This is a genomic window from Actinacidiphila yanglinensis (assembly GCF_900107965.1).
Lineage (GTDB): Bacteria > Actinomycetota > Actinomycetes > Streptomycetales > Streptomycetaceae > Actinacidiphila > Actinacidiphila yanglinensis.
In genome coordinates this window covers 135,264-159,327 of sequence record NZ_FNVU01000024.1, presented here as the reverse complement: position 1 = coordinate 159,327, position 24,064 = coordinate 135,264, and the positions used below count along the sequence as shown (strand labels likewise).

The 24,064-nt window shown below is 73.7% G+C and carries 6 protein-coding genes and 1 pseudogene; 1 reads left to right on the top strand and 6 read right to left on the bottom strand.

The genetic code is table 11. The features are described from left to right. Positions 1-2,135, top strand: a 2,135-nt coding sequence (locus C4U44_RS35460; protein ID WP_103890196.1) for a thioester reductase domain-containing protein, incomplete at its 5' end; no start/stop codon positions are given. A 180-nt stretch (positions 2,136-2,315) separates the two neighbouring features. On the opposite strand, the gene C4U44_RS35455 is transcribed toward C4U44_RS35460, so the two are convergent. The 6 genes and pseudogenes from C4U44_RS35455 to C4U44_RS35430 all read right to left on the bottom strand — a co-directional run bounded on the left by C4U44_RS35455 (position 2,316) and on the right by C4U44_RS35430 (position 24,061). Beyond that, positions 2,316-3,617: an MFS transporter gene (locus C4U44_RS35455; RefSeq protein ID WP_103890195.1), complete on the bottom strand. Its 1,302-nt coding sequence runs from the start codon at positions 3,615-3,617 to the stop codon at positions 2,316-2,318. Between the two features lie 440 nt (positions 3,618-4,057). Beyond that, a pseudogene (locus tag C4U44_RS35450) lies at positions 4,058-9,478 on the bottom strand (type I polyketide synthase); the annotation flags it as partial. 38 nt (positions 9,479-9,516) lie between these two features. Then, positions 9,517-17,979 (bottom strand): type I polyketide synthase, encoded by an 8,463-nt coding sequence (locus tag C4U44_RS35445; RefSeq protein ID WP_103890193.1) that lies wholly within the window; start codon positions 17,977-17,979, stop codon positions 9,517-9,519. Positions 17,980-18,247: 268 nt separating this feature from the next. Next, positions 18,248-19,423, bottom strand: a complete 1,176-nt coding sequence (locus C4U44_RS35440) for an acyl-CoA dehydrogenase family protein (protein ID WP_146088421.1) — start codon at positions 19,421-19,423, stop codon at positions 18,248-18,250. Between the two features lie 192 nt (positions 19,424-19,615). Next, on the bottom strand, positions 19,616-21,127 hold the full coding sequence (locus C4U44_RS35435) for an MFS transporter (RefSeq protein ID WP_103890191.1): 1,512 nt from the start codon (positions 21,125-21,127) through the stop codon (positions 19,616-19,618). A 72-nt stretch (positions 21,128-21,199) separates the two neighbouring features. After that, on the bottom strand, positions 21,200-24,061 hold the full coding sequence (locus C4U44_RS35430; protein ID WP_235032596.1) for an aminotransferase class III-fold pyridoxal phosphate-dependent enzyme: 2,862 nt from the start codon (positions 24,059-24,061) through the stop codon (positions 21,200-21,202). Between the last annotated feature and the right edge of the window lie 3 nt (positions 24,062-24,064).

The window sequence follows — 24,064 nt, the reverse complement described above, 5'->3', positions numbered from 1 at the left end:
CCGCCGAACTCACCGCACTCGGCGCCACCGTCACCATCGCCGCCTGCGACGTCACCGACCGCACCGCGCTCGCCGCACTCCTCGACACCATCCCCACCGACCACCCCCTCACCGGCATCGTCCACACCGCCGGCACCCTCGACGACGGCGTCATCACCGCCCTCACCCCCGACCGACTCACTTCTGTCCTCCGCCCCAAAGTCGACGCCGCCTGGCACCTCCACGAACTCACCCGCCACCAACCCCTCACCCTCTTCGCCCTCTTCTCGTCGGTCGCCGGCACCGTCGGCTCGCCGGGACAGGCCAACTACTCCGCCGCCAACCAGTTCCTCGACGCCCTCGCCCAGCACCGCCACACCCACGGCCTGCCCGCCGTCTCGCTCGCCTGGGCGGCGTGGGCGCAGCAGCAGGGCATGGCGTCCCGGCTGTCGGAGGTGGACTGGAGCCGCGCGACGCAGGCGGGCCTGCGGCCGATCTCACCGGAGGAGGGGTCGGCGCTGTTCGACGCGGCGATCGCCGCCGGACACCCGACGGCGGTGCCGATGCACCTGGACGTCGCCCTGATCGAGCGGCAACCGGGCCCGGCGCTGCCGCTGCTGCGCGGCCTGGTCCGCAAACCGTCCAGGCGCGTGGTCGCCGCGTCGGCCGAGAACACCGGGCTGCTCATGGAGCGCCTCGCCCCGCTGGACGCGTCCGGCCGGCGCGAGCTGCTGCTCGACCTGGTGCGCTCCGCCGTGGCCGCGGTGCTCGGCCACCAGGGGGCCGACGACATCGCCCCCACCACCGTCTTCACCGAGCTCGGTTTCGACTCGCTGACCGCGGTCGAGCTGCGCAACTGGCTGGAGGGCCGGAGCGGCCTGCGCCTGCCGCCGACCCTGCTCTTCGACCACAACACCCCCGCGGCGCTGATCGAGTACCTCGGCACGGAGCTGTCCAGCCGTACCGAGCCGCCCGCGCCGTCCGCGGTGGACTTCGCCGCCGAGGTGCGGCTCGCCGAGGACGTGGTGCCGGCCGGCGACGTCGTCACCGTCGTCGCCGACCCCCGCCAGGTCTTCCTGACCGGGGCGACCGGCTTCGTGGGCGCGTTCCTGCTCAGGGACCTCATGCGGGCGACCGGCGCGGTGGTGCACTGCCTGGTCCGCGGCGCGGACGAGGAGGCCGCGCGCGACCGGCTGCGGGAGAACCTCACCTGGTACGGCATCTGGGACGAGATCGACCCCGACCGGCTGTCGATCCTCACCGGCGACCTCGCCGAGCCGCGCTTCGGTCTCGGCGCCGAGCGGTTCGACCGGCTCGCCCACGAGGTCGACGTGGTCTACCACGCCGGTGCGACGGTCAACTGGCTGCACCCGTACCAGTTGCTGAAGGCCGCCAACGTGGTCGGCACCGAGGAGGCCCTGCGGCTGGCCGCGCTGCACCGCACCGTCCCGCTGCACTACGTGTCGAGCACCGGCGTCTTCGCGAGGCCGGCGCCCGACGGCGGCGGGCTGACCCCGGAGCACCCCACCGGGCCGCCGGAGGAGCTCACCAACGGGTACCGGCAGAGCAAGTACGTCGCCGAGAAGGTCATCGGACTGGCCCGGGAACGCGGCCTGCCGGTGTCGATCTACCGCGCCGACGTCGTCTCCGGCGCGCAGACCAACGGCGCCTGCCAGACCCGCGACTTCGTCTGGCTGAGCCTGAAGGGCAGCCTGCAGGCAGGGGCGATGCCGACCGGCGCGGACGCGCTGTTCCCGATGGTCCCGGTGGACTACGTCAGCGCCGCGATCCTGGCGATCTCCCGCACCACGCACGGCCGGACCTTCCACCTGTTCAACCCCTCGGCGGTGAGCTTCGCCGAGATGGTCGCGCAGCTGCGCAAGTCCGGCCACGTGCTGGACGAGGTGCCCTGGGAGGAGTTCGTCGCCACGGTCCGCGCCGACCGGGACAACGCGCTCTTCCCGATGATCGACATCTTCCGGGCCTACATGACCGCGGGCCGGGCCCTCTACACGGAGGTGGACGTCAGCGCGACGGAGGCGGCGCTGGCCGGCACGGGCATCACCTGCCCGGAGATCGACGCGGAACTGTTCGGCACCTACGCGGAGTTCTTCACCGGCGCCGGGTACTTCCCGGCACCGGTTCCGCTCGGGTAGGCGGGTCCGCCCGGCGGGCGGCTCCCAGGGCCCGGGCGGGCCGGGCGTGACCAGGCGGGTGCCTGGCCGCCCGGCCCGCCCGGGCCCGCCCGCGTCCCCTGGGCTCGCGTCCGCCCGCGTCCGGGGAGCACCGACGTCGGGTGTTCGTCGGCAGCGCCGAAACGACGGTCGTCTCCGTGACTACGCCCGTTCCGCCCCCGACCCCTGCGGCAGCGAGCCCTCCGCCCTGGCGCGGGGAGAACCGACACGGTCCATCTGCCTCCAGGCCGGGAAGATCACCGGGCACAGCGTGGCGAGCAGGTACACACCGCCGACCGCCAGCAGCGTGGAGGGCAGGCCGACCGAGTCCACGAGCAGGCCCGCGGCCAGTCCGCCCAGCGGAGTGACGAGCTGCGCCGAGGCCGTTGTCGCGCTCAGCACGCGGCTGCGCAGGTCCTCCGGCACCGTCTCGTACGTCACGGTGGCCATGATGGGGTTGAGTACGCCGAAGGCGAGACCCTCGACCGCCATGATCACGGCCAGCGGAATGAAGGTGTCGGTGAAGGCGGCCACCACGAATCGCGGCAGGCCCCCGATGAGAAAGGCGATCGTGAAGACCGGCCACCGCCGAAAGCGGCTGCCCACCGTCCCGTAGACCAGCGCCCCCATGAGAGCGCAAACCCCGAACGCCGCGTTCAGCAGACCGAGATCGACGGCACCGTCAAGCTCCTCACGGGCATGAACGGGCAGCAGCACGGCGCTCCATCCCTGGTCGAGTCCCCTGGTGACCAGCGTCATCAGGCACAGGCCCAGCAGCAGCGGCGTGGCCGCCACGAAGCGATATCCTTCCGCGAGTTCACGACGGTAGACCCGCGGCGACGTCGGCTCGGCCCGTCGTCGGGCCTGTGCCTCGGGCAGGCCGCGCACTCCGAACGCGAACAGTGGCGCGGCCACGGCGAAGGTCGCGGCATCCACCAGCAGGACGTTCTCGGCGCCGAGTACGGCGATGAGCACACCTCCGAGCGCGGATGCCGTCAGCGCCGCACAGCGGGCCGCACCGTCGTACAGCCCGGCGGCCCGGGTCAGCGGCATTCCGGCGCGTTCGGCGAGCGTGGGCAACAGGACGCCGCGAGCGGTTTCACCGGGCGCACGGAACAACCCGGTCATCGCCATCAGCACGCACAGCATCCAGAACCGCAGGATGCCGGCGAACTGCAGAAGCGGGATCGCCACAACGGCGAGCCCGCAGGCGAGATCCGAGGCGACACTCACCCGCCGTCGGCCCATCCGGTCGATGACCGGACCGGTGACGAGCGCAGCGAGCACTGCGGGCAGCAGTGTGCAGAACGCGACGATCCCGGCCTCGGCGGCGCTGCCCGTGCTCTGCAGAACGAACCACGGCACGCCCATGTATGTGAGGCAATTCCCCGCGATCGACACGAGGTTGGCAGCAAGAACCGTTGCCAGAGGACGGCGATCAACCGTCCCGAAGTCTTCGGACACTACGGTGGTCTCCCATAAGGGGAAGCGCCCACCGTGAACGAAGCAGGTTCAGCCGGTGGGCGAAGCGAAGTGGTCAGCGTCTGGCGCGCAGGGCGAGGCGCACCGCGGTGCGGTGTTCACGAGCAGCGCCTCCAACACTTCGCCGGGATGACCACCCGGCACCTCCGAGCATTGTGACCTCGGTTGCCCGCCCGCCGCAACGACGATCCGTCGCCATGAGCAAGCTCGATCCGCTGACCATCCTGATCTCGGAGCGCCGTGCTGCAACGCGCCACGAATGATGCAGGCGTGTTCGTGCGTGCAGGGATTCCGTAAAGGGGCGGCCGCAGGCTCCGAGAGAGACCTCGCGGAGTTCTTGTACGCCGAGCGCCCCCGACGGACCGTCAGGGGCGCTCGGTGCTGCTCGGGCCGGCTCCCCTTCGGGAAGCCGGCCCACGGGCTCAGTTGCCGTCAAGGAACTGGAAGAGCTCCTCGTCCGTCGCGTCGGTGACGTCGATCTTCTCCTCGGAGCGGCCGGCGGAGTCCTGGAAGGCCCGCAGCTTCACCAGCAGCCCCTCGATGCGGTCGGCGATCTCCTCGCCCTCCGGGCCCAGCACCGACGACAGCGTCAGTGCCGTCTCGACCCGGTCCAGCTCGGCCAGCACCGATCCGACGGGTTCGGCGGCACCGGTCACAGCGGTGACCAGTTCACGGCCCAGCTCCCGGGCGACCGCGGCCGCGGTCGGGTGGTCGAACACCAGCGTCGGCGCGAGGCGCAGCCCGGTCTCGTCGTTGAGCAGCAGCTGGAACTCCACACCGGACAGCGAGTCCACGCCGAGGTCGGAGAAGGCGCGTTCGGGCTCGATGGTGCGGCCCGCCGGGTATCCCAGCACCTCGGCCATCTTGGTGCACACCAGGTCGAGCAGGACCTCGTGCCGGCCGTCCTCGGGCAGCCCGGCCAGCCGGTCCGCCAGCGAACCGGCGCCCGTCGCCGGTTCGACCCGCTGCTGCGGGCGCGGCGCCGCCGACCGGCCCGCGAGCCGCCGCAGGATCGGCGCCACCTCCTCCTGGGCGCGGACCGCGGCGAGGTCCAGCGCGACCGGCACCAGCGCCGGGGCGTCGAGGCCGAGTGCGGCGTCCAGCATCCCGAGGCCCTGTTCGGAGGAGAACAGCGTCACGCCGGACCGGCCCAGCCTGGCGAGGTCGACGTCGGTCAGGTTCTCGGTCATGGTGCTGCGCTCGGCCCACAGGCCCCAGGCCAGCGCCAGCGCGGGCAGTCCGCGCGCCTGCCGGTGCTGCGCGAGCGCGTCGAGGTAGGCGTTGGCGGCCGCGTAGTCGGCCTGGCCCGCCGCGCCGATCACGCCGGACAGCGAGGAGAACAGCACGAACGCCGACAGGTCGAGGTCGCGGGTGAGCTCGTGCAGGTTCCAGGCGCCGGCCGTCTTGGGGCGCAGGACCGCGTCCAGGCGCTCCGGGGTCAGGTCCACCAGCACCCCGTCGTCGACCACGCCCGCCGCGTGCACGACCGCGGTCAGCGGCGCCTCGGCCGGGATGCCGGCGAGCACCTGGGAGAGTGCGGCGCGGTCGGCGGTGTCGCAGGCGGCCAGCACCACTTCGGCGCCCTGCGCGGTCAACTCGGCCGCCAGCTCGGCGGCGCCGGGGGCCGCGGCGCCCGAACGGCTGGTCAGCAGCAGCCGCCGTACGCCGTGCACGGCCACCAGGTGGCGTGCCACGACCCTGCCGAGCGCGCCGGTGCCGCCGGTGACGAGCACCGTGCCACTGCCGAACGCCTCCTGCCGCGCGGTCCCGTCGCCGACCTCGGCCCGGGCCAGCCGGGGCACCAGGACCCGGCCGGAGCGGACCGCGAGTTGCGGCTCCGCGGCGACGAGCCCGGCCACGTCGTCCCATGCCACGGCGTCCGCGTCGACGTCCACCAGGCCGAACCGGCCCGGGTGTTCGGTCTGCGCCACCCGCACCAGGCCCCACACGCCGGCCTGGTCGAGTCCGGCGACCCGCTCCCCCGGCCCGGCGCCCACGGCCCCCTCGGTCACCAGCACGAGCGTGCCGGCGCCGAACCGCTCGTCGGCGAGCCACTCCTGGACCGCGGCGAGTACGGCGCCGGTGACCTCGCGGGCGTCCGGCCCGGTGGGGCAGCGCAGGAACACCACGCCGGGGTCGCCGCCGAGGTCGTCGGCCGGCAGGTCCGCCAGCGCGTCGACCTGCGTCCACCGGGCGGCCTCGGCCGGTTCGGCGTCGACCGGCGACCAGTCCACCCGGAACAGCGAGTCCGCGGGCGCGCCGGGTTCGGTGGCCGCCATCGGCCGGAACCGCAGGGTGCCGACCGAGGCCACCGCTCCGCCGGCGGGGTCGGCGAGTTCGATCGTCACCGCCTCCGTGCCGGCGGGCGCCATCCGCACCCGCAGCGCGGCCGCGCCGGCCGCCGGGACGGACACGTCCGACCAGGCGAACGGCAGGACGGCGCCGTCCGTCCCGTCGAGGAAGGACCCGTGCCAGACCGCGTGCAGCACCGCGTCCAGCAGCGCCGGGTGCAGGCCGAACCGGTCGGCGTCGGCAGCCGGTTCGGATGGCAGGGAGACCTCGGCGAACACCTCGTCGCCGCGCCGCCACAGGGCGGTGAGCCCCTGGAACGCCGGGCCGTAGTCGTAGCCGCGGGCGCTCAGGTCGGCGTACGCCCCGCCGACGGCGACCTCCTCGGCGCCGTCCGGCGGCCACACGGTGGTGTCGAAGCCGGCCGGCCGGGCCTGCGCGGACACCGACCCGCCGGCGTGCCGGACCCACGCGCCGCCGTCGGAGCTCGCGTGCACCGACACCGCGCGGCGGCCCGACGCGTCGGCGCCCTCGACGACGACCTGGACCCGGGCACCGCCACGCTCCCCCAGCACCAGCGGCGCCTGGAGCGTCAGTTCGTCGATCAGGTCGCAGCCCACCTCGCGGCCGGCCCGCAGCACCATCTCCACGAACGCGGCGCCCGGCACGATCACCCGGCCCAGGACGGCGTGGTCGGCCAGCCACGGCTGGGTCGCCGTCGACAGCCAGCCGGTCAGCACCGTCGCGCCGGACTCCGGCAGGGCCAGGACCCCGCCCAGCAGCGGGTGCCGACCGGCGTCGAGGCCGAGGGTGCGCAGATCGTCCGTCCGCGCCGGGACGTCCATCCAGTACCGCTCGCGCTGGAAGGCGTACGTCGGCACCTCGACGGTGGCCGCGCCCGTGCCTGCGAACACCTGCGGCCAGTCCACCTCCACGCCGTGCACGTGGGCCAGGGCGAGCGCGGTCAGCGCGGCGGCGGGCTCCGGGCGGTCGGCGCGCAGCACCGGAACGGTGACGGGCGCCGTCTCCCGCGGCGTGAAGGAGCCCTCGGCCATGGTGGTCACCGTGGCGTCCGGGCCGACGCCGACGAACCGGGTGACCCCGTCGTCCTGGAGGCGGCGCACCGCGTCGGCGAACCGCACCGGCTCGCGGACCTGGCGGACCCAGTACTCCGGCGAGCACACCGACTCCGCCGCCAGCGGCGCGCCGGTGACCGTCGACACGATCGGCAGCACCGGCTCGTTGAACGACACGCCGTCGAGTACCTCGCGGTAGGGCTCCAGCATCGGGTCCATCAGCGGGGAGTGGAAGGCGTGGCTCACCCGCAGCCGCTTGGTCCGGCGGCCGAGGGACGCGAAGTGCCCGGCGATCCGCAGCACTTCCTTCTCCTCGCCGGAGACGACCACGGACTCGGGCCCGTTGACCGCGGCGATGCCGGCCCGCTCGCCCGCGGCGACAGGTTCTACCTCCTCCCGCGTGGCCTGGACGGAGACCATCGCGCCGCCCTCGGGCAGCCGCTCCATCAGCCGGCCGCGGGCCGCGACCACCCGGCACGCGTCCTCCAGCGTCCACAGGCCGGCCACGAAGGCCGCCGACAACTCGCCGATCGAGTGCCCGGCCAGCACCTCCGGCCGCACGCCCCACGACCCGAGCAGCCGCGCCAGCGCGACCTCGACCGCGAACAGCGCGGGCTGCGCCCATCCGGTCCGGTCCAGCACCTCCGCGCCCTGCTCCGGGTCGGTGATCAGCACCTCGCGCAGCGGGCGGTCCAGCAGGCCGTCGAACCCGGCGCACACCTCGTCCAGCGCGGCGGCGAAGGCCGGGAACGCCGCGTACAGTTCCCGTCCCATACCGACCCGCTGGGTACCCTGCCCGGCGAAGACGAACGCGGTGCGGCCGGGGTGCGCGACGCCGCGCACGACGCCGGCACCGGTACCGCCGTCCGCCAGCGCCCGCAGGCCGGCGAGCAGTCCCTCCCGGTCCTGCGCGACCACCGCGGCGCGGTACTCGAAGGCCGTGCGGGTGGTCGCCTGCGAGAACGCGAGGTCCAGCGGGTCCGCCGACCGCGCGGCGGACAGCAGCCGTTCGGCCTGGTGCGCGGGCGCGTCCGGGGTCCGGCCGGAGAGCACCACCGGCACCAGCGGCAGCGCGGCCCGTGCCTTCAGCTGGTCCGCTGCGCCGTCCGTGCCGTCCGCCTCTTGCCGGGGGGCCTGTTCCAGGATCACGTGCGCGTTCGTGCCGCTGATCCCGAACGCCGACACCGCGGCCCGTCGCGGCGCGCCGGTGCTCGGCCACTCCTGACGCTCGGTCAGCAGCCGTACGTCCCCCGTGGACCAGTCCACGTGCGAGGACGGGGCGTCCACGTGCAGGGTCTTCGGCAGCACGCCGTGCCGCAGGGCCTGCACCATCTTGAGCACGCCGCCGACACCGGCGGCGGCCTGGGTGTGCCCGATGTTGGACTTCAGCGACCCGAGCCACACGGGGCGGTCGCGGTCCAGGCCGTAGGTGTCCAGGATGGCCTGCGCCTCGATGGGGTCGCCGAGGCTGGTGCCGGTGCCGTGCGCCTCGACCGCGTCCACTTCCGCGGTGGACAGGCCGGCGTCCTCGAGGGCCTGACGGATCACCCGCTGCTGGGAGGGGCCGTTCGGTGCGGTCAGGCCGTTGGTCGCGCCGTCCTGGTTGACGGCGCTGCCGCGCACCACGGCCAGCACGCGGTGTCCCAGCCGCCGGGCGTCCGCGAGCCGCTCGACCAGGAGCATGCCGGCGCCCTCGGCCCAGCCGGTCCCGTCGGCCGCGTCGGAGAAGGACTTGCAGCGCCCGTCCGTCGACAGCCCGCGCTGGCGGCTGAAGGCGACCAGCATGCCCGGGGTGGACATCACCGTGGCGCCGCCGGCCAGCGCCAGCGAGCACTCCCCGCGGCGCAGCGACTGGATCGCCAGGTGCAGCGCGACCAGCGACGAGGAGCATGCCGTGTCGACGGTGACCGCGGGCCCCTCCAGTCCCAGGGTGTACGCGATCCGCCCGGAGGCGACGCTGTTGGTGGTGCCGGTGAGCAGGTGCGCCTCGGCGCCTCCGGCGGCCTGGTGCAGCCGGGGCCCGTAGTCCGGTGACATCGCCCCGGCGAACACCCCGACCCGGCCGCCGTGCAGCGAGGACGGGCGGATGCCGGCCCGCTCCAGCGCCTCCCAGGACGTCTCCAGCAGCAGCCGCTGCTGCGGGTCCATCGCCAGCGCCTCGCGCGGCGAGATCCCGAAGAACTCGGCGTCGAAGTCGGTGGCGTCGCGCAGGAATCCGCCCCGCCGGGTGTAGGTGCGGCCGGGTGTCTCGGGGTCCGGGTCGTAGACGCCCTCCACGTCCCAGCCGCGGTCGGTGGGGAAGTCGGCGATCGCGTCGGTGCCGGTGTCCAGCAGCCGCCACAGGTCCTCGGGCGAGTCGACGTCGCCCGGGAAGCGGCAGGCCATGCCGATGATGGCCACCGGGTCGCGGGTCACCGGGTCCTGGCTCGCCCGCTCGGCGTCCTGCAGGCGCTGCTTGGTCTGCTGCAGTTCGGCCGTGACGCGCTTGAGGTATTCGACCAACTTCTCTTCGTTACTCACAAGTCCTCCGTCAGGACGCCGAGTTCGCCATCGATGAAGTCGAAGAGCTCGTCGAGCTCCAGCCCGTACACCTCGGTGCCCGCCCGCGCGGGCTTCGCCGCGGTCCCGGCCGGGACGAGTGCCGCGCCGAGGTGGCCGGCCAGCGCCGTCGGCGTCGGGTAGTCGAACACGAGGGTGGCACGCAGCCGCAGCCCGGTCGCCGCGCCGAGCCGGTTGCGCAGTTCGACCGCGGTCAGCGAGTCGAGCCCGAGTTCCTTGAAGGTGCGGGCGGGGTCGACCCCGCCCGAGGTGCCGTGGGCCAGCACGGTGGCGGTGTGCTCGCGGACCAGGCCGAGCAGGGCCTCCTCGCGCTCCTCGTCGGTCATCCGGGCCAGGCGGTCGCCGAGCGGGACGGCGGCGGCCGGGCCGCCCGCGGCGGCCTCGGCCCGCCGGACCCGCTCGCGGACCACGCCGCGCAGCAGCGGCGGCACCGCGCCCTGCGACCGTACCGCCGCCGGGTCGAGCCGGGCCGGGACGAGCAGGGGCGTGCCGGCGGCGAGCGCGGCGTCGAACAGGGCCAGTCCCTCGGCCGAGGACAGCGCGGCCAGGCCGGCGCGGCGCATCCGGCTCAGGTCGGCGTCCGCGAGGTGGCCGGTCATCCCGCTGGCCTGCGCCCACAGGCCCCAGGCGAGGGAGACCGCCGGCAGGCCGCGGGCGGCGCGGTGCTGGGCCAGGGAGTCCAGGAAGGCGTTGGCGGCGGCGTAGTTGGCCTGTCCCGGCAGCCCGAGGACGCCGGCGACCGACGAGAACAGCACGAACATCGACAGGTCCGACTCGCGTGTCTGCTCGTGCAGGTTCAGGGCGGCGTCGACCTTGGGCCGCAGGACGCGGGCGAGTTGCTCCGGCTCCATCGCCTCGATCAGGCTGTCGTCGAGCAGCCCGGCGGCGTGCACCACGCCGGTCAGCGGGTGCTCGGGCGGGACGGCGGCGAGCAGCCCGGCCAGCGCGTCGGGGTCGGCGGTGTCGCAGGCGGCCACGGTGACGGTGGCGCCCATCCCGGTGAGTTCCGCGGCGAGTTCGGCCGCTCCGGGGGCGTCGGGTCCGCGCCGGCTGACCAGCAGCAGGTGCGCCGCGGCGTACCGGGACACCAGGTGGCGGGCGAACAGGCCGCCGAGCGTGCCGGTGGCGCCGGTGATCAGGACCGTGCCGGTGGCGAGGTCGGGGCGCCCGCCCGGCGTCCCGACCGCCCGTGCCAGCCGGGGGACGAGCAGTTCCCCGCCCCTGAGGGCGAGTTGCGGTTCCCCGGTGGCCAGGGCGGCGGGCAGTGCCGCGACGGACCGCTGGTCGCCGTCGAGGTCGGCGACGACGAACCGGTCCGGGTGCTCGCGCTGCGCCGAGCGGACCATGCCCCACGCGGCGGCGCCCGCCACGTCGGGGCGGTCCGTCCCGGCACGCGGCACCCCGGGTCCGGCGCCCGGTTCCGGGTCCGGCGCCGCGGTCACGGCGTCACGGGTGAGCAGCACCAGCCGCGCCCCGGCGAACCGTTCGTCGGCGAGCCAGTCCTGGACCAGCCGCAGGGTGCGGCCGGCCACGTCATGGGCGCCTTCCGCGCCGGGCGCCCCGGCCAGGGCCGCGCACACCACCTCCGGTACCGGTCCCGCGCCGGCCAGCGCGCCGAGGTCGGCGTGGGCGGGCCCGCCGACGCCGAAGTGGTCGGCGCCCAGGACCGCCCACGGCGCCGCACCGGAGGTCTCCGGCAGCGGGGCCGGAACCCAATCGACCCGGAACAGCGCGTCGGTCGGCCCGGCGGTCGGCTCGCCCGCCGGGATCGGCCGCAGTGCCAGCGCCTCCACCGATGCCACCGGTGCGCCCGTGGCGTCGGCGAGGCGCACCGAGACGGTGTCCGGGCCGTCCGGCGCGATCCGCACCCGCAGCGTGGACGCGCCGGTGGCGCGCAGGGACACGCCCTGCCAGGAGAACGGCAGGCGGCAGTCCCGGCCGCCGGCGACCGCGGCGTGCAACGCCGCGTCCAGCAGCGCCGGGTGCAGCCCGAACCGGCCCGCGTCCCCCTCGATCTGCGGCGGCAGCGCGACCTCGGCGAAGGTCTCCTCGCCCCGCCGCCACCAGGAGCGCAGGCCCTGGAACGACGGGCCGTAGTGGTAGCCGAGCGCGGTCCAGCGGTCGTAGCCGCCGTCCCACTCGACCGCTTCCGCGCCCGGCGGCGGCCAGGAGGTCAGCTCGAACTCCTCGCCGGGGCCGGTGGCGAGCAGCCCGCTCGCATGCCGGGTCCAGCCGCCGGAACCGTCGGCGGGGCGGGCGTGGACGGCCAGTTCACGCCGGCCGGCGCCGTCGGGCTCCGCGACGGTGACCCGCAGATCGACCGCGCCGTGCGGCGGCAGGACCAGCGGCACCTCGCAGGTCAGCTCGGCCAGCTGGTCGCAGCCGACCTCGTCGCCGGCGCGGATGGCCAGCTCGACGAAGGCCGCGCCGGGCAGCACCACGGTGTCCCCGAGCCCGTGGTCGGCCAGCCAGGGCTGGGCCTGCACGGAGAGCTGACCGGTGAGCAGCAGGGCCCCGGAATCGGGCAGTTCGACCACGGCGCCGAGCAGCGGGTGCCCGGCAGTGGCCAGTCCCGCCGCCTCGACGTCGGCCGATGTGCCGGGCGTCGCCGCGTCGAGCCAGTAGCGCTGCCGCCGGAAGACGGAGGTGGGCACGTCGACCTGCCGGGCGCCGGGGAAGACGGCCCGCCAGTCCGGGCGCACCCCGCGGACGTACGCCTCGCCCAGCGAGGTGAGGAAGCGCTCGGGGCCGCCCTCGTCGCGGCGCAGGGACCCGACGGCGATCGCGCCCTCGTGGACGTCCTCGACCGCCGCGGTCAGCACCGGATGCGGGCTGACCTCGACGAAGACGGAGTGGCCGTGCTCGGCCAGCACGCCGACGGTCTCGGCGAAGCGGACCTGCCGGCGCAGGTTCCGGTACCAGTAGCCGGCGTCCAGGGCGCTGGTGTCCAGCACGCCCGCGGTCACCGTGGAGTAGAACGGGATCGCCGAGGGGCGGGGCGCCAGTCCGGCCAGCACCCGGGCCAGCTCGTCCTCGATCCGCTCCACCTGCGCCGAGTGCGACGCGTAGTCCACCGGAAGGCGCTTGACCCGTACGTCGGCGGCCTCGCACTCGGCGACGAGCTCGTCCAGCGCGTCCACGTCGCCGGCGACGACGACCGCTCCCGGGGCGTTCACGACCGCCACCGAGATCCGGCCCTCCCACCGGGCCAGGCGGGCGGTGGCCTCGTCCTCGGACTCGGCCACCGAGACCATCCCGCCGGCGCCGGACAGCACCAGGATCGCCTTGCTGCGCAGTGCGACGACCTTCGCCGCGTCGCCGAGGTCGAGTGCTCCCGCGGCGCAGGCGGCCGCGATCTCGCCCTGCGAGTGGCCCACCACCGCGTCGGGTTCCACCCCGTAGGAGCGCCACAGGGCGGCCAGCGACACCATCACCGCGAACAGCACGGGCTGCACCACGTCCACGCGTTCCAGCGCGGCCCGGTCGCCGAGGACCTCGAACAGGTCCCAGTCGACGTGCGGGGCCAGGGCCGCCGCGCAGGCCCGCATCGAGGCGGCGAACACCGGTGCGGAGTCAAGGAGTTCCACCGCCATCCCGACCCACTGCGAACCCTGGCCGGGGAAGACGAACACCACGCCGCCCGCCTCCCGCGCGGTGCCGCGCACCACGCCGGGGGCCTCCTCGCCGGCCGCGAGCGCGGCCAGCGCCCGGCGGCGGCCGTCGCGGTCGGCGGCGACGACGGCCGCCCGGTGCGGGAGTCCGGAACGGGCGACGGCGAGGGATAAGCCGGTGTCCGCCGGGTCCGGCCCGGGTTCGACGTCGAGGAACGACAGCAGGGCGCCGGCCTGGGCGGCCACCGCGTCCTCGCTGCTCGCGGAGAACACCCACGGCAGCACCGGGCCGGCCGCCGCGCCCGCCGCCCGCTCCGTACGCTGATCCGCCTGCTCCGTCGGCTGCGCCTGCGCCGCCGAGAGGTCAGGGGCGGGGACCGGGTCCTGGGCAGGAACCGGCGCCTCCTCCGGCGGGGCCTGCTCGATGATCACGTGCGCGTTCGTGCCGCTGATCCCGAAGGAGGAGACCGCCGCACGCCGGGCCCGGCCGGTCCGCGGCCAGTCCCGCGCGCCGGTCACCAACTCCAGCCCCGCGCCCGCCCAGTTCACGTGCGGCGTCGGCTCGTCGGCGTGCAGGGTCGCGGGCACCGTCTCGTGCCGCAGCGCCTGCACCATCTTGATGACGCCCGCCACGCCCGCGGCGGCCTGGGTGTGCCCGATGTTGGACTTCAGCGATCCCAGCAGCAGCGGGCGGTCCGGCTCCCGGTCGCGCCCGTACGTGGCCGCGAGCGCGTCGGCCTCGATCGGGTCGCCGAGCGTCGTGCCGGTGCCGTGCGCCTCGACCACGTCCACGTCGGCGGGCGCCATCCCGGCGCCCGCGAGTGCCTGCCGGATCACCCGTTCCTGCGCGACGCCGTTCGGCGCGGTGAGCCCGTTGGAGGCGCCGTCCTGGTTGATCGCGCTGCCGCGCAGCAGGGCCAGCACCCGGTGGCCGTTGCGCCGCGCGTCCGACAGCCGCTCCAGCACCACGGTCCCGGCGCCCTCGGCCCATCCGGTGCCGTCCGCGGCGGCGGAGAACGCCTTGCACCGCCCGTCCGCGGCCAGCCCGCGCTGCCGGCTGAACTCCACGAACATGCCCGGGCTGGACATCACCGCGACGCCGCCGGCCAGGGCCAGCCCGCACTCCCCGGCCCGCAGCGCCTGGGCCGCGAGGTGCAGCGCCACCAGCGAGGAGGAGCACGCGGTGTCCACGGTGACCGCGGGGCCCTGGAGCCCGAGGGTGTAGGCGATCCGGCCGGAGGCGACGCTGATGGTGCTGCCGGTCAGCCGGTAGCCGTCGGACTCGGCGTGCGCGGCGTGCAACCGCGGGCCGTACTCCTGCGCCATCGCCCCGACGAAGACCCCCACGGACGCGCCGCGCTGGCCGGCCGGGTCGACCCCGGCCCGCTCCAGCGCCTCCCAGGACGTCTCCAGCAGCAGCCGCTGCTGCGGGTCCATCGCCAGCGCCTCGCGCGGCGAGATCCCGAAGAACTCGGGGTCGAACCGGTCGGCGTCGTGCAGGAATCCGCCGTAGCGGGTGGAGGACGTGCCGGGCCGGTCGGGGTCCGGGTCGTGGAGCCGGTCGGTGTCCCAGCCGCGGTTGGCGGGGAACTCGGAGATCGCGTCGGTGCCGTCCATGACGAGGCGCCACAGGTCGTCCGGCGACGCGACGCCGCCGGGGTAGCGGCAGGCCATCCCGACGATCGCGATCGGCTCGTCGGCCGCCGTACCGCCCCCTTCGACTCCGGCGGTGTCCCCGGCCGTGTCACCGGCGGGGGCGCGGTCGCCGCCCGACGCCAACATCCGCAGGTGGTCGGAGAGTTCGGCGGGGGTAGGGTGGCCGAACAGCAGCCCCGCGGGCAGCGCGATCCCGGTCGCCGTGCTCAACCGGTCCCGGAGCTCCACGGAGGACAGCGAGTCGAGCCCGAGGTCCTTGAACGTCGTGGCCGGATCGACCGCGTCCCCGCCGGAGTGGCCGAGGACGACCGCGACGGTCGAGCGCACCAGCGCCAGCATCTCGGGACCGGCGGGCGCCCGAGCGGGTGTCCGGGCAGCGGGCCGGTCCTGATCGCTCTCCTGAACGGCCACCTGACCGGGCGTCAGGGAAGCGTCCGCGAGCAAGCCCGCCCCGGATGCCGTCACGGCCGCGGCTGCCCCGCCCGCGGGAATGTCGGTCCCGGTGGTGAGCCAGTGGCGTTCCCGCTGGAAGGCGTACGTGGGCAGGGGCACCACCCGCGCGCCGCTCGGGGCGCACACCCGGGACCAGTCCACCTCCACGCCGCGCACGTGCAGTTCGCCGAGCGACGCGAGGAACCGCGCCTGCCCGCCCTCGCCCCGGCGCAGCGAGCCGGTCACCACCCCGGACTCCACGCCGGCCTGCTCGACGGTGTCGCGCAGCGCCGGCAGCAGCACCGGGTGCGGGCTGCACTCGACGAAGACGGTGTGCCCGTCCCGCACCAGAGCCAGAGTGGTCTCCTCCAACTCCACGGTCTGCCGCAGGTTCCGGTACCAGTAGCCGGCGTCCAGCCCGGCCGTGTCCAGCCGGCCCCCGGTCACCGTGGAGTAGAACGGCACCGGCGAGGACACCGGCCGGATCCCGTCCAGCACGGCGAGCAGCCGCTCCCGGATCCGCTCCACGTGGAAGGAGTGGGACGCGTAGTCGACGGCGATCCGGCGGGTCTCGACGCCCTCCGCGGTCCAGCGGACGGTCAGCTCGTCCAGCGCGCCGGCGTCGCCGGACAGCACCACGGACGCCGGGCCGTTCACCGCCGCGATCGACACCGTGTCCTCGAAGCCGGCGATCAGGTCGCGCACCTCGGCGGCCGGCCGCAGGACCGACACCATCCCGCCGCTGCCGGACAGTTCCGGCAGCGCCTGGCTGCGCAGGGTCACCACCCGCGCGGCGTCCTGGAGCGAGAGGGCGCCGGCCACGCAGGCGGCGGCGATCTCGCCCTGGCTGTGCCCGATCACCGCGGCCGGCTCGACGCCGCAGGACCGCCACAGGGCGGCCAGCGACACCATCACCGCGAACAGCACGGGCTGCACCACGTCCACGCGTTCCAGCGCGGCCCGGTCGCCGAGCACCTCGAACAGATCCCAGTCCACGTGGGGCGCGAACGCCTCCGCGCAGGCCCGCATCGACGCGGCGAACACCGCGGAGGACTCCAGGAGTTCCACCGCCATCCCGACCCACTGCGAACCCTGGCCGGGGAAGACGAACACCGTGCTGCCGACCGCCGCGGCCTGCCCCTCGACCACGCCGGCCACGGCCGCGCCGCCGGCGAACCCGGCCAGGCGGTCGCGCAGTTCGGCCCGGTCGGCGCCGACCACGACCGCGCGGTGGCGGAACGCCGTCCTGCTGGTGGCCAGCGACAGCCCGAGGTCGGCGGCGGAGTCGTCCCGCGTGTCGACGAAGGAGAGCAACCGGGCCGCCTGGGCGCGAAGCGCCTCGCCGGTGCGACCGGAGATCGGCCACGCCAGGGCGCCGGCCTGCGACGGTTCGCGGTCCTGAACGGAGGGCGCGGAGAGCACGGTGGGGGCGGTGGATGAGGTGGATGCGACGGCCGCCGGGGGCTCGCTCACCACCAGGTGGCAGTTCGTGCCGCCCATCCCGAACGAGCTGACCCCGGCCACCAGCGGCCGGTCCGGCTCCGGCCACGGCGTCAACGCGGTCTGCACCCGCAGCCCGAGGTCGTCGAGAGGGATGTCGGAGGGCGGCGCGGTGAAGTTCAGGCTCGGCGGCAGCAGGCGGTGCCGGATGCTCAGCGCCACCTTGAGCAGCCCGGCGATCCCGCCCGCGCCCTCCAGGTGCCCGATGTTGGTCTTGACCGAACCGACCGGCAGCGGCGCGCCGGGCTGCCGGGCGCGCCCCAGGGCGGCGCCCAGCGCCGCGGCCTCGATCGGGTCGCCCACCTTCGTGCCGCTGCCGTGGAGTTCCACGTACTGCACGTCCCGCAGCGCGACGCCCGCCCGCCGGTACGCCTGGCGGACGACCTCCTCCTGCGCGGAGCGGGTCGGCACGGTCAGGCCGGCGTGCTCGTCCTCCCCCGCGCCGTCGTTGTTCATGGCGCCGCCGGTCAGCACGCAGTAGATGTCGTCGCCGTCAGCAAGTGCGGCGTCCAGCGGTTTGAGCACCACGGCGCCGCCGCCCTCGCCCCGCACGAACCCGTTGGCCCGCGCGTCGAAGGTGTAGCAGCGGCCGTCCGGTGACAGGCCGCCGAACCGGACCGCGCCGAGGGTGGGTTCGGCCAGGATGTTCAGGTTCACGCCGCCGGCGACGGCCACCCCGCACTCGCCGCGCCGCAGGCTCTCGCACGCGAGCTGGACCGCGACCAGCGAGGAGGACTGCGCGGTGTCCACGGTCAGGCTCGGTCCGCGCAGGCCGAGGTGGTAGGAGATCCGGTTGGCGATGATCGCGCGGCGGGTGCCGGTCATGGTGTGCCGGCCGACCCCGTCCGCGCCCAGCCGGTCCTGCAGGGCCGCGTAGTCGTCCCACATGACGCCGACGAAGACGCCGGTGTCGCCACCGCCGAGGGTGGCGGGGACGATCCGCGCGTCCTCCAGCGCCTCCCAGGCCAGCTCCAGCATCATCCGCTGCTGCGGGTCCATGGCCGCCGCCTCGCGCGGCGATATTCCGAAGAACGCCGCGTCGAATCGGTCGATCCCCTCGACGAAACCACCGCGGCGGTGCGGCAGATCGGCGGTGCGCCACCGGTCCTCGGGGGCCTCCGAAACGGCATCGGTCCCCTCGCGCAACAATGTCCAGAACTCGTGGCCGTCGCCGGCCCCAGGCAACCGACAAGCCAACCCGACAACGGCGATACGTCTCATATCCATAGTCAACAATGGATGCCGGCCCGGCGGCTTGTTGCACGGGCCCAAAACCCTGAGGCAAATCCGGTGGCCGATCCCAGTCGGCGTCCGCAGAGAAATGCGAGGCAGCGCGCGGTAATGCCGTGGTAATCGGGGAAAACGCGTGGTTCCGGAAAAGAAGAATCGGTATTGCCCGGCGGCCGGATTTCGTTCCGGCCGTCCGGACAATACCGAGAGGAGACGGACCCAGGCGGTCATTCCACGGGGAACGACCCGAAGGAGCGCCTCAGTACACCAGCGTCACTGCCGGCTGGAGGTCCAGCAGCGCGCGGCTGTAGTCCTCCAGGATGATCGGCGCGTTCAGCGCATTGTGACGGCTCATCACGGCGATGTCCCGCCACAGCCGCTGCAGCGGGTTCGACAGCGCGAAGGCGCTGCCGCCGACGACGTCGAGCATCTTCTCCACCGCGGCCCGCGACTTCTCCTGGGCGGACCGCTCGTGCATGCGGATCCGGGCCCGCTCGACCCACGGCACCGGGTCGGTCTCGCCGACACCGTCGAGGGCCTTGCCGACCTCGCGCAGGTGCATCTCGGCGGTCTCGACGAGGTGCGAGGCCTCGGCGAACCACATCTGCACGGACGGCGCGTCGGCGGCCGCCGCGTAGGTGACGTACGTGATCGGCCGCTTGCTGTCGAGCACCTTGCGGGTGACCTCCAGCGCGCCCCGCGCCGCACCCACGGCCGCGGCCAGCGACTGCGCCGCGCCCTGGGTCAGCATGGAGTCGCGGGTGTCCTCACCGGTGAGGTCGGCGAGGTTGAAGGTGACCGCCCGGCGCTCCGGGACGAACAGTTCCTCGGCGACGACGGTGTGGGTGCCGGAACCGGCCAGACCGGCGGAGTACCAGGTCCGCTCGATCCGGAACTCGCTCATCGGCGCCACGAAGCCCACCAGGTCCGAGGGCTGCTCCTCACCCTCGATGAGGAACACCCCGGGAACGTAGGCCCAGTCGGCGATCTCGCAGCCCGAGCTCCAGGGGAAGGTGCCGCTCACCCGGAAGCCGCCCTCGACGCGCTCCGCCTTGGTGGTGGTCAGGTGGGCGGTGGAGATCACGTACGCGTCGGGGTGGCCCTCGAAGATGTCGGAGATCGCTTCCTCCGGCATCCCGTCCAGGGCGAACCGGGTCGACGCGGTGTCGATGGCGAGGTTCCAGCCGGCCGAGCCACATGCCTTGCCGACCTCGAGGATGACCGAGATGAGGTCGTTCAGCCCCAGGTCGAAGCCGCCGAACCGGGCCGGCGTGGAGAGCCGGAACAGCCCCGCGTCCCGCAGCGCGACAACGACCTCCTCCGCCAGGCGGCGGTCCTGCTCGGTCTTCACCGCGTGCTCGCGGATCAGCGGAGCAAGCTCGCGGGCGCGCGCTACGAGTTCCGCCGGGCTGACCGTCTCCGTCACTGCTGTCACGGAATTCTCCTTCGGTTTATGGGTCGCAGGCCGACCCCGAGGGGGGAGGGCTCGCCGCACCGCGTCTCGCTGACGAGTACATCGGCTTCGGCCCGCGGATCCCAGCGCCGGAAAACCAAAAACCGGCCGCCGCGCTGGTACTGGGGACCAAGTACCAGCGGACGACCGGTGGTTGACGCAGGGAGCGGCAGGTCAGACGCCGACGACGGCGGGCTGCCCGTCCACCTCGGGGTCGGCCTGTGCCTTCACGTAGCGGTCGAAGAGCAGGCCGCAGATGACCGCGCCGCCGACGAAGACCACCGCGCCCCAGAAGAAGGCGGTGGTATAGCTCTTCACGGATGCCTCGGCGGCGACCTGCAGGGTCGGCTGCTTGCCCTTCAGGAAGTGGTCCGACGCGGTGATCGCAAGGGTGCTCAGCAGCGCGGTGCCGATCGAACCGCCCACCTGCTGAACGGTGTTGACCAGCGCCGAGCCGGCACCGGCATCCTGGGGCTGCACCCCGACGGTGGCGACCGCGGCGCCCAGGGAGACCACCAGGCCGAAGCCGATGCCGGCGATGAAGCACGGCACCAGTACGCCGCCGGCGTAGGAGCTGTCGACGGTGAGCCGGCTCAGCCAGAACGACCCCACCGCGGCCAGCACCAGGCCGGCCGGGATGAGGATGCGCGCGCCCAGCTTCGGTTCGAGCACCGGCGGGACGGTGGTGGCACCGATGGCGATGCCCACGATCATCGGCAGGAAGGCCAGACCGCTCTCGATGGCCGAGAAATTCAGCACCAGTTGGAGGTAGTAGGTCAGGAACAGGAACTGCACGAACAGCCCGATCCCGAGCAGGAACATCGCCAGGTACGCGCTGCCCCGGTTGCGGTGCACCACGATCCGGATGGGCAGCAGCGGTGTCGGGGAGCGCAGTTCGACCAGGACGAAGGCGACCAGCAGGACCGCGCTCGCAATGAGGTAGCCCCACACGTTGGCGCCGCTCCAGTCGCCGTCGGCGGCATTGGACAGACCGTAGGCGAGGCAGAACAGGCCGACCGAGACCGTCACCGTGCCCGGCAGGTCGAGCCGTTCGGGACGGTGCTCGGCCTGCCGGTTGTGCATCGTCAGCAGCGCGCCGACGAAGACGATCACCGTGAAGATCACGTTGACGAACAGGCAGTAGCGCCAGTCCAGCCAGTCGGTGAGCGCGCCGCCCAGGATCAGGCCGAGCGCGAGCCCGCCGCTGCCCATCGCGCCGTAGACGCCGAACGCCTTGACCCGTTCCTTGGGATCGGTGAACACCGTGAGCAGGAACGACAATGCCGCCGGGGCGACGAGCGCGGCGAAGGTGCCCTGCAGCGCGCGGGCCGTCACCAGCATGGGGAAGCCGTTGGCCGCGCCGCCCAGCACCGACATGGCGCCGAACCCGATGATCGAGACCATCAGCGACCGCTTGGCGCCGATGAGGTCGACCAGCCTGCCGCCGAGCAGCAGCAGACTGCCGAAGGCCAGCGCGTAGGCGGTGACGACCCACTGCCGATCGCTGTCGCCGAAGCCGAGGTCCGCCTGCGCCGACGGCAGCGCGATGTTGACGACCGTCGTGTCCAGGAAGATCGTTAACTGGGCGACGCCGATCACCACCAGGATCCACCATCTGTTGGCGAAGTGGGGGTCGGGCGGACTGTCCGCTGCCTTATTCAGATCGGGTCCTGCTGGTTGCGACATTCTACGTACCCTCTATTGATCTGGCCAGGCCATCGAAGGCCGATGGCCTGGCGAACCGGTGTTCGGCAGACGTCAGGTGGTTGTCGTCTCGAATCCGTGCTCCCGCGCAAGACCGACAATCGCGTCAACTCGTGCACGGGTGGAGGCGCCGCCGTCCGTCGGCCGAGCACTGCTTCCGGACAACGCGAGCGTGATTGCTTCCGCCACGCCCGCGAGCAATTCACCAGCACCCAGCGAGGCACTGACTCCGCGCGGCGGAGTAGGGTGATTAGACACAGAAACTATACCACCCCGCACGTAGCGTATATCGTCGCGAGCGGAAATCGCGTTGGCCTCCGCACCGGTGCCGAAAAAGGACAAATCGCAGAGGATGCTGCCATCCGCGAGATGCTTCTCGTCGAGTACGGGAACGGCACTTGAATGCGCGGAGAACACCACCTGCGCATTTCCCACCGAAAGAAGGTCGTCGGTCGTGACGACGAACGGATTGACGTCGTGGGCATCGGCGAGATGGGCCGCAATCGCCGCGCCGCTCGGCTCGTCACCGGAGCGCCCCTCGGCCAGCCATCCGGCCACGAGCGGCTCGGCCGCCAACGCCGCGGGAATGCCGCCGAGTTCACCACCGGCCGCGATCCGGCTCCATGCCTCCTGGTAGATCCCCAGTTCCGCGGCGCGCAGCCGCTCGGCCGAACCCGGCCGGCCGCTGCCCACCAGCACGATCTTGCCGAACTGCCCGGCGCCCAGAGCGGCGAGAGCCGAACCGATCTGCCCGCCACCGCCGACGACGGCCATCGTCAGCTCGCCGAGGTCGCCGAACCGCTCGGTCGCGGCGCTCTCGACGGCGGCCAGCGCGGAACCGGCCGCGAGCGCGCTGCCCGTGGTCAGGGTGATCCCCGGCACCCGCAGCGCGCGGCCGTGGTCGCTGACCGAGCCGAGGCCGAACCCGAGGCCGACGGTCTGGCAGCCGTCCGCCCTCGCCGCGCGCACCCGGCGGTCCAGGTCGATGCCGATCAGGAAGGTCTGCCCGGCGACCTGGTACTCCCTCAACTGCTGCTGGGTCACCAGCAGCGGGTAGACGGTGAGGTCCGCCGACGTGCCCTGCGGCGACTCGTAGCGGACCGGCGCGAACGCGGGCAGGTCCTTGAGCAGCTCGGACCGGCGGGCGTAGCCGAGCAGGCGGTCGTCGTCCAGCGCGGCGAGCGAGGGGTCGAACTCGCGCAGCATGTCGGGGGTCAGCGGGTAGCTGATCAGCCCGACCTTCGCGGTGGCGGGCTCGGCCGGCGCGGCCTCCTCGACGGCGGCCGGCCGGAAGTCCTCGACCTCGGTGCGCGGCGCCTGCTGCCCGCCGGCGCCGCTCAGCGGGTACACCAGCGGCAGGGCGTCCTGGTGGCGCAGGATACGGCAGACCTCGGTGAGGCCGGTCCGCATCTGCTCGATCTCCTGGTCGCTGATGTGGATCGACGGCTCGATCCGCAGCATGGTCGGCACGCTGGCGGTCGGGCCGGTGCGGATGTGGTGGGCGAGTTCGAGGTAGCTGCCCAGCTGGAAGACGAGCAGGCCGGCGCGTGCCTTCTCCCGGATGACCGGGGACGACGCCTGGCTCTGGTCGGCGAACTCCACGCCGATGAGCAGCCCCTTGCCGCGCACGTCGACCACGACGTCGGGGAACTCGGCGGCCAGCTCGCGCAGCATGCCCAGGATCCGCTCGCCTCGCTCGGCGGCACGGTCGTAGGCGGCGCCGTCGTCGGCCTCCAGGATCTCGATGGTCCGCCGGGCGATGGCCGTGGAGAAGCCGTCCTTGGCGAAGGTGGAGCTGTGCACCAGCTCGAACTCGGGGCGGTATCGGGACTGGCGGATCAGGATGACGGAGGACTTCGCGATGCCGCCACCGAGCGACTTGCCCAGCACGAAGTAGTCACCGAGCAGCCCGATGTGGGAGCTGGCGAGGAACTTCCCGGTCCGCCCCATCCCGCTCTGGATCTCGTCCACGACGATCGGGCACTGAACGGTGTCGCAGATCTGCCGGATCCGGGCGGCGAACTCGGCGGTCAGCGCGTGGATGCCGCCCTCGCCCTGGATCGGCTCGACGATCAGCCCGGCGATGACCGGCAGGTCCCGCTCGACCAGCGTGACCTTGCCGTCCACGACCTGGACGTCGAGCACGGTGACCCGGTGCGCGGCGACGGCGCTCTCGAACGCTTCCGCGTCGTTGGGCGGCACGAAGTTCACCGCCGGCCCGAGCGACGCGAACGCCGCGCGGAAGATGGGGTTGAAGGTGAACTGGAGGCTGCCGACCAGCTTTCCGTGGAAGGCCCGCTCCAGCGCGAAGAACACCGGGCTGGTCCCCGCCCGCGCGATGTTGTGCTCGGCGACCGCGCCGAGCAGCGCCCCGAACTCCTCGATCGTCGTCGGCGCCGGCACCTCACCGGGCAGCAGGGACGTGTCGTCCGGCAGCGCGGCGCTGCCGCCGAGCACCGCCTTCAGCGCCACGTCCGCGTTCCACTCGATCTCCTCGAAGAGGGTCTTCAGCCGCAGCACGCGATCGAACTCGCAGTGCTTGACGGCCGTCTCGATCCCCTCCGCGCCGCTGTTGGCGAAGGTGATGGTGTACGGCTCGGCGCCCGGCAGCTCGCGCCCGATGATCTGGTTCAGCGCCGCGCCGACCTGGTCGGCGACGGGGTGCGAGGAGTGCTGCGAGTGCGTCGGCCAGCCGGTGTCGAGCAGCTCCTTGGCGTAACTCACGATCTCGGGGTGGTTGTGACCGAGCATCAGCGAGCCCCACCCGCCGATCAGGTCGAGGACCGGCACCTCGGCGCCGTCCTCGTCCAGGTAGTAGAGGGTGTTCTTCTCCGCCCGGACGTACTCGATGTCCAGGCCGAAGGTCCCCAGCATGCCGGTCAGTAGGGCCTCGGCGTATCGGATGGGTGCGTTCACCGT

Bases quoted from the DNA above. Each gene is read 5' to 3' on its own strand.
- C4U44_RS35445 (WP_103890193.1), bottom strand. From the start codon at position 17,979: ATGAGACGTATCGCCGTTGTCGGGTTGGCTTGTCGGTTGCCTGGGGCC.
- C4U44_RS35435 (WP_103890191.1), bottom strand. From the start codon at position 21,127: ATGTCGCAACCAGCAGGACCCGATCTGAATAAGGCAGCGGACAGTCCG.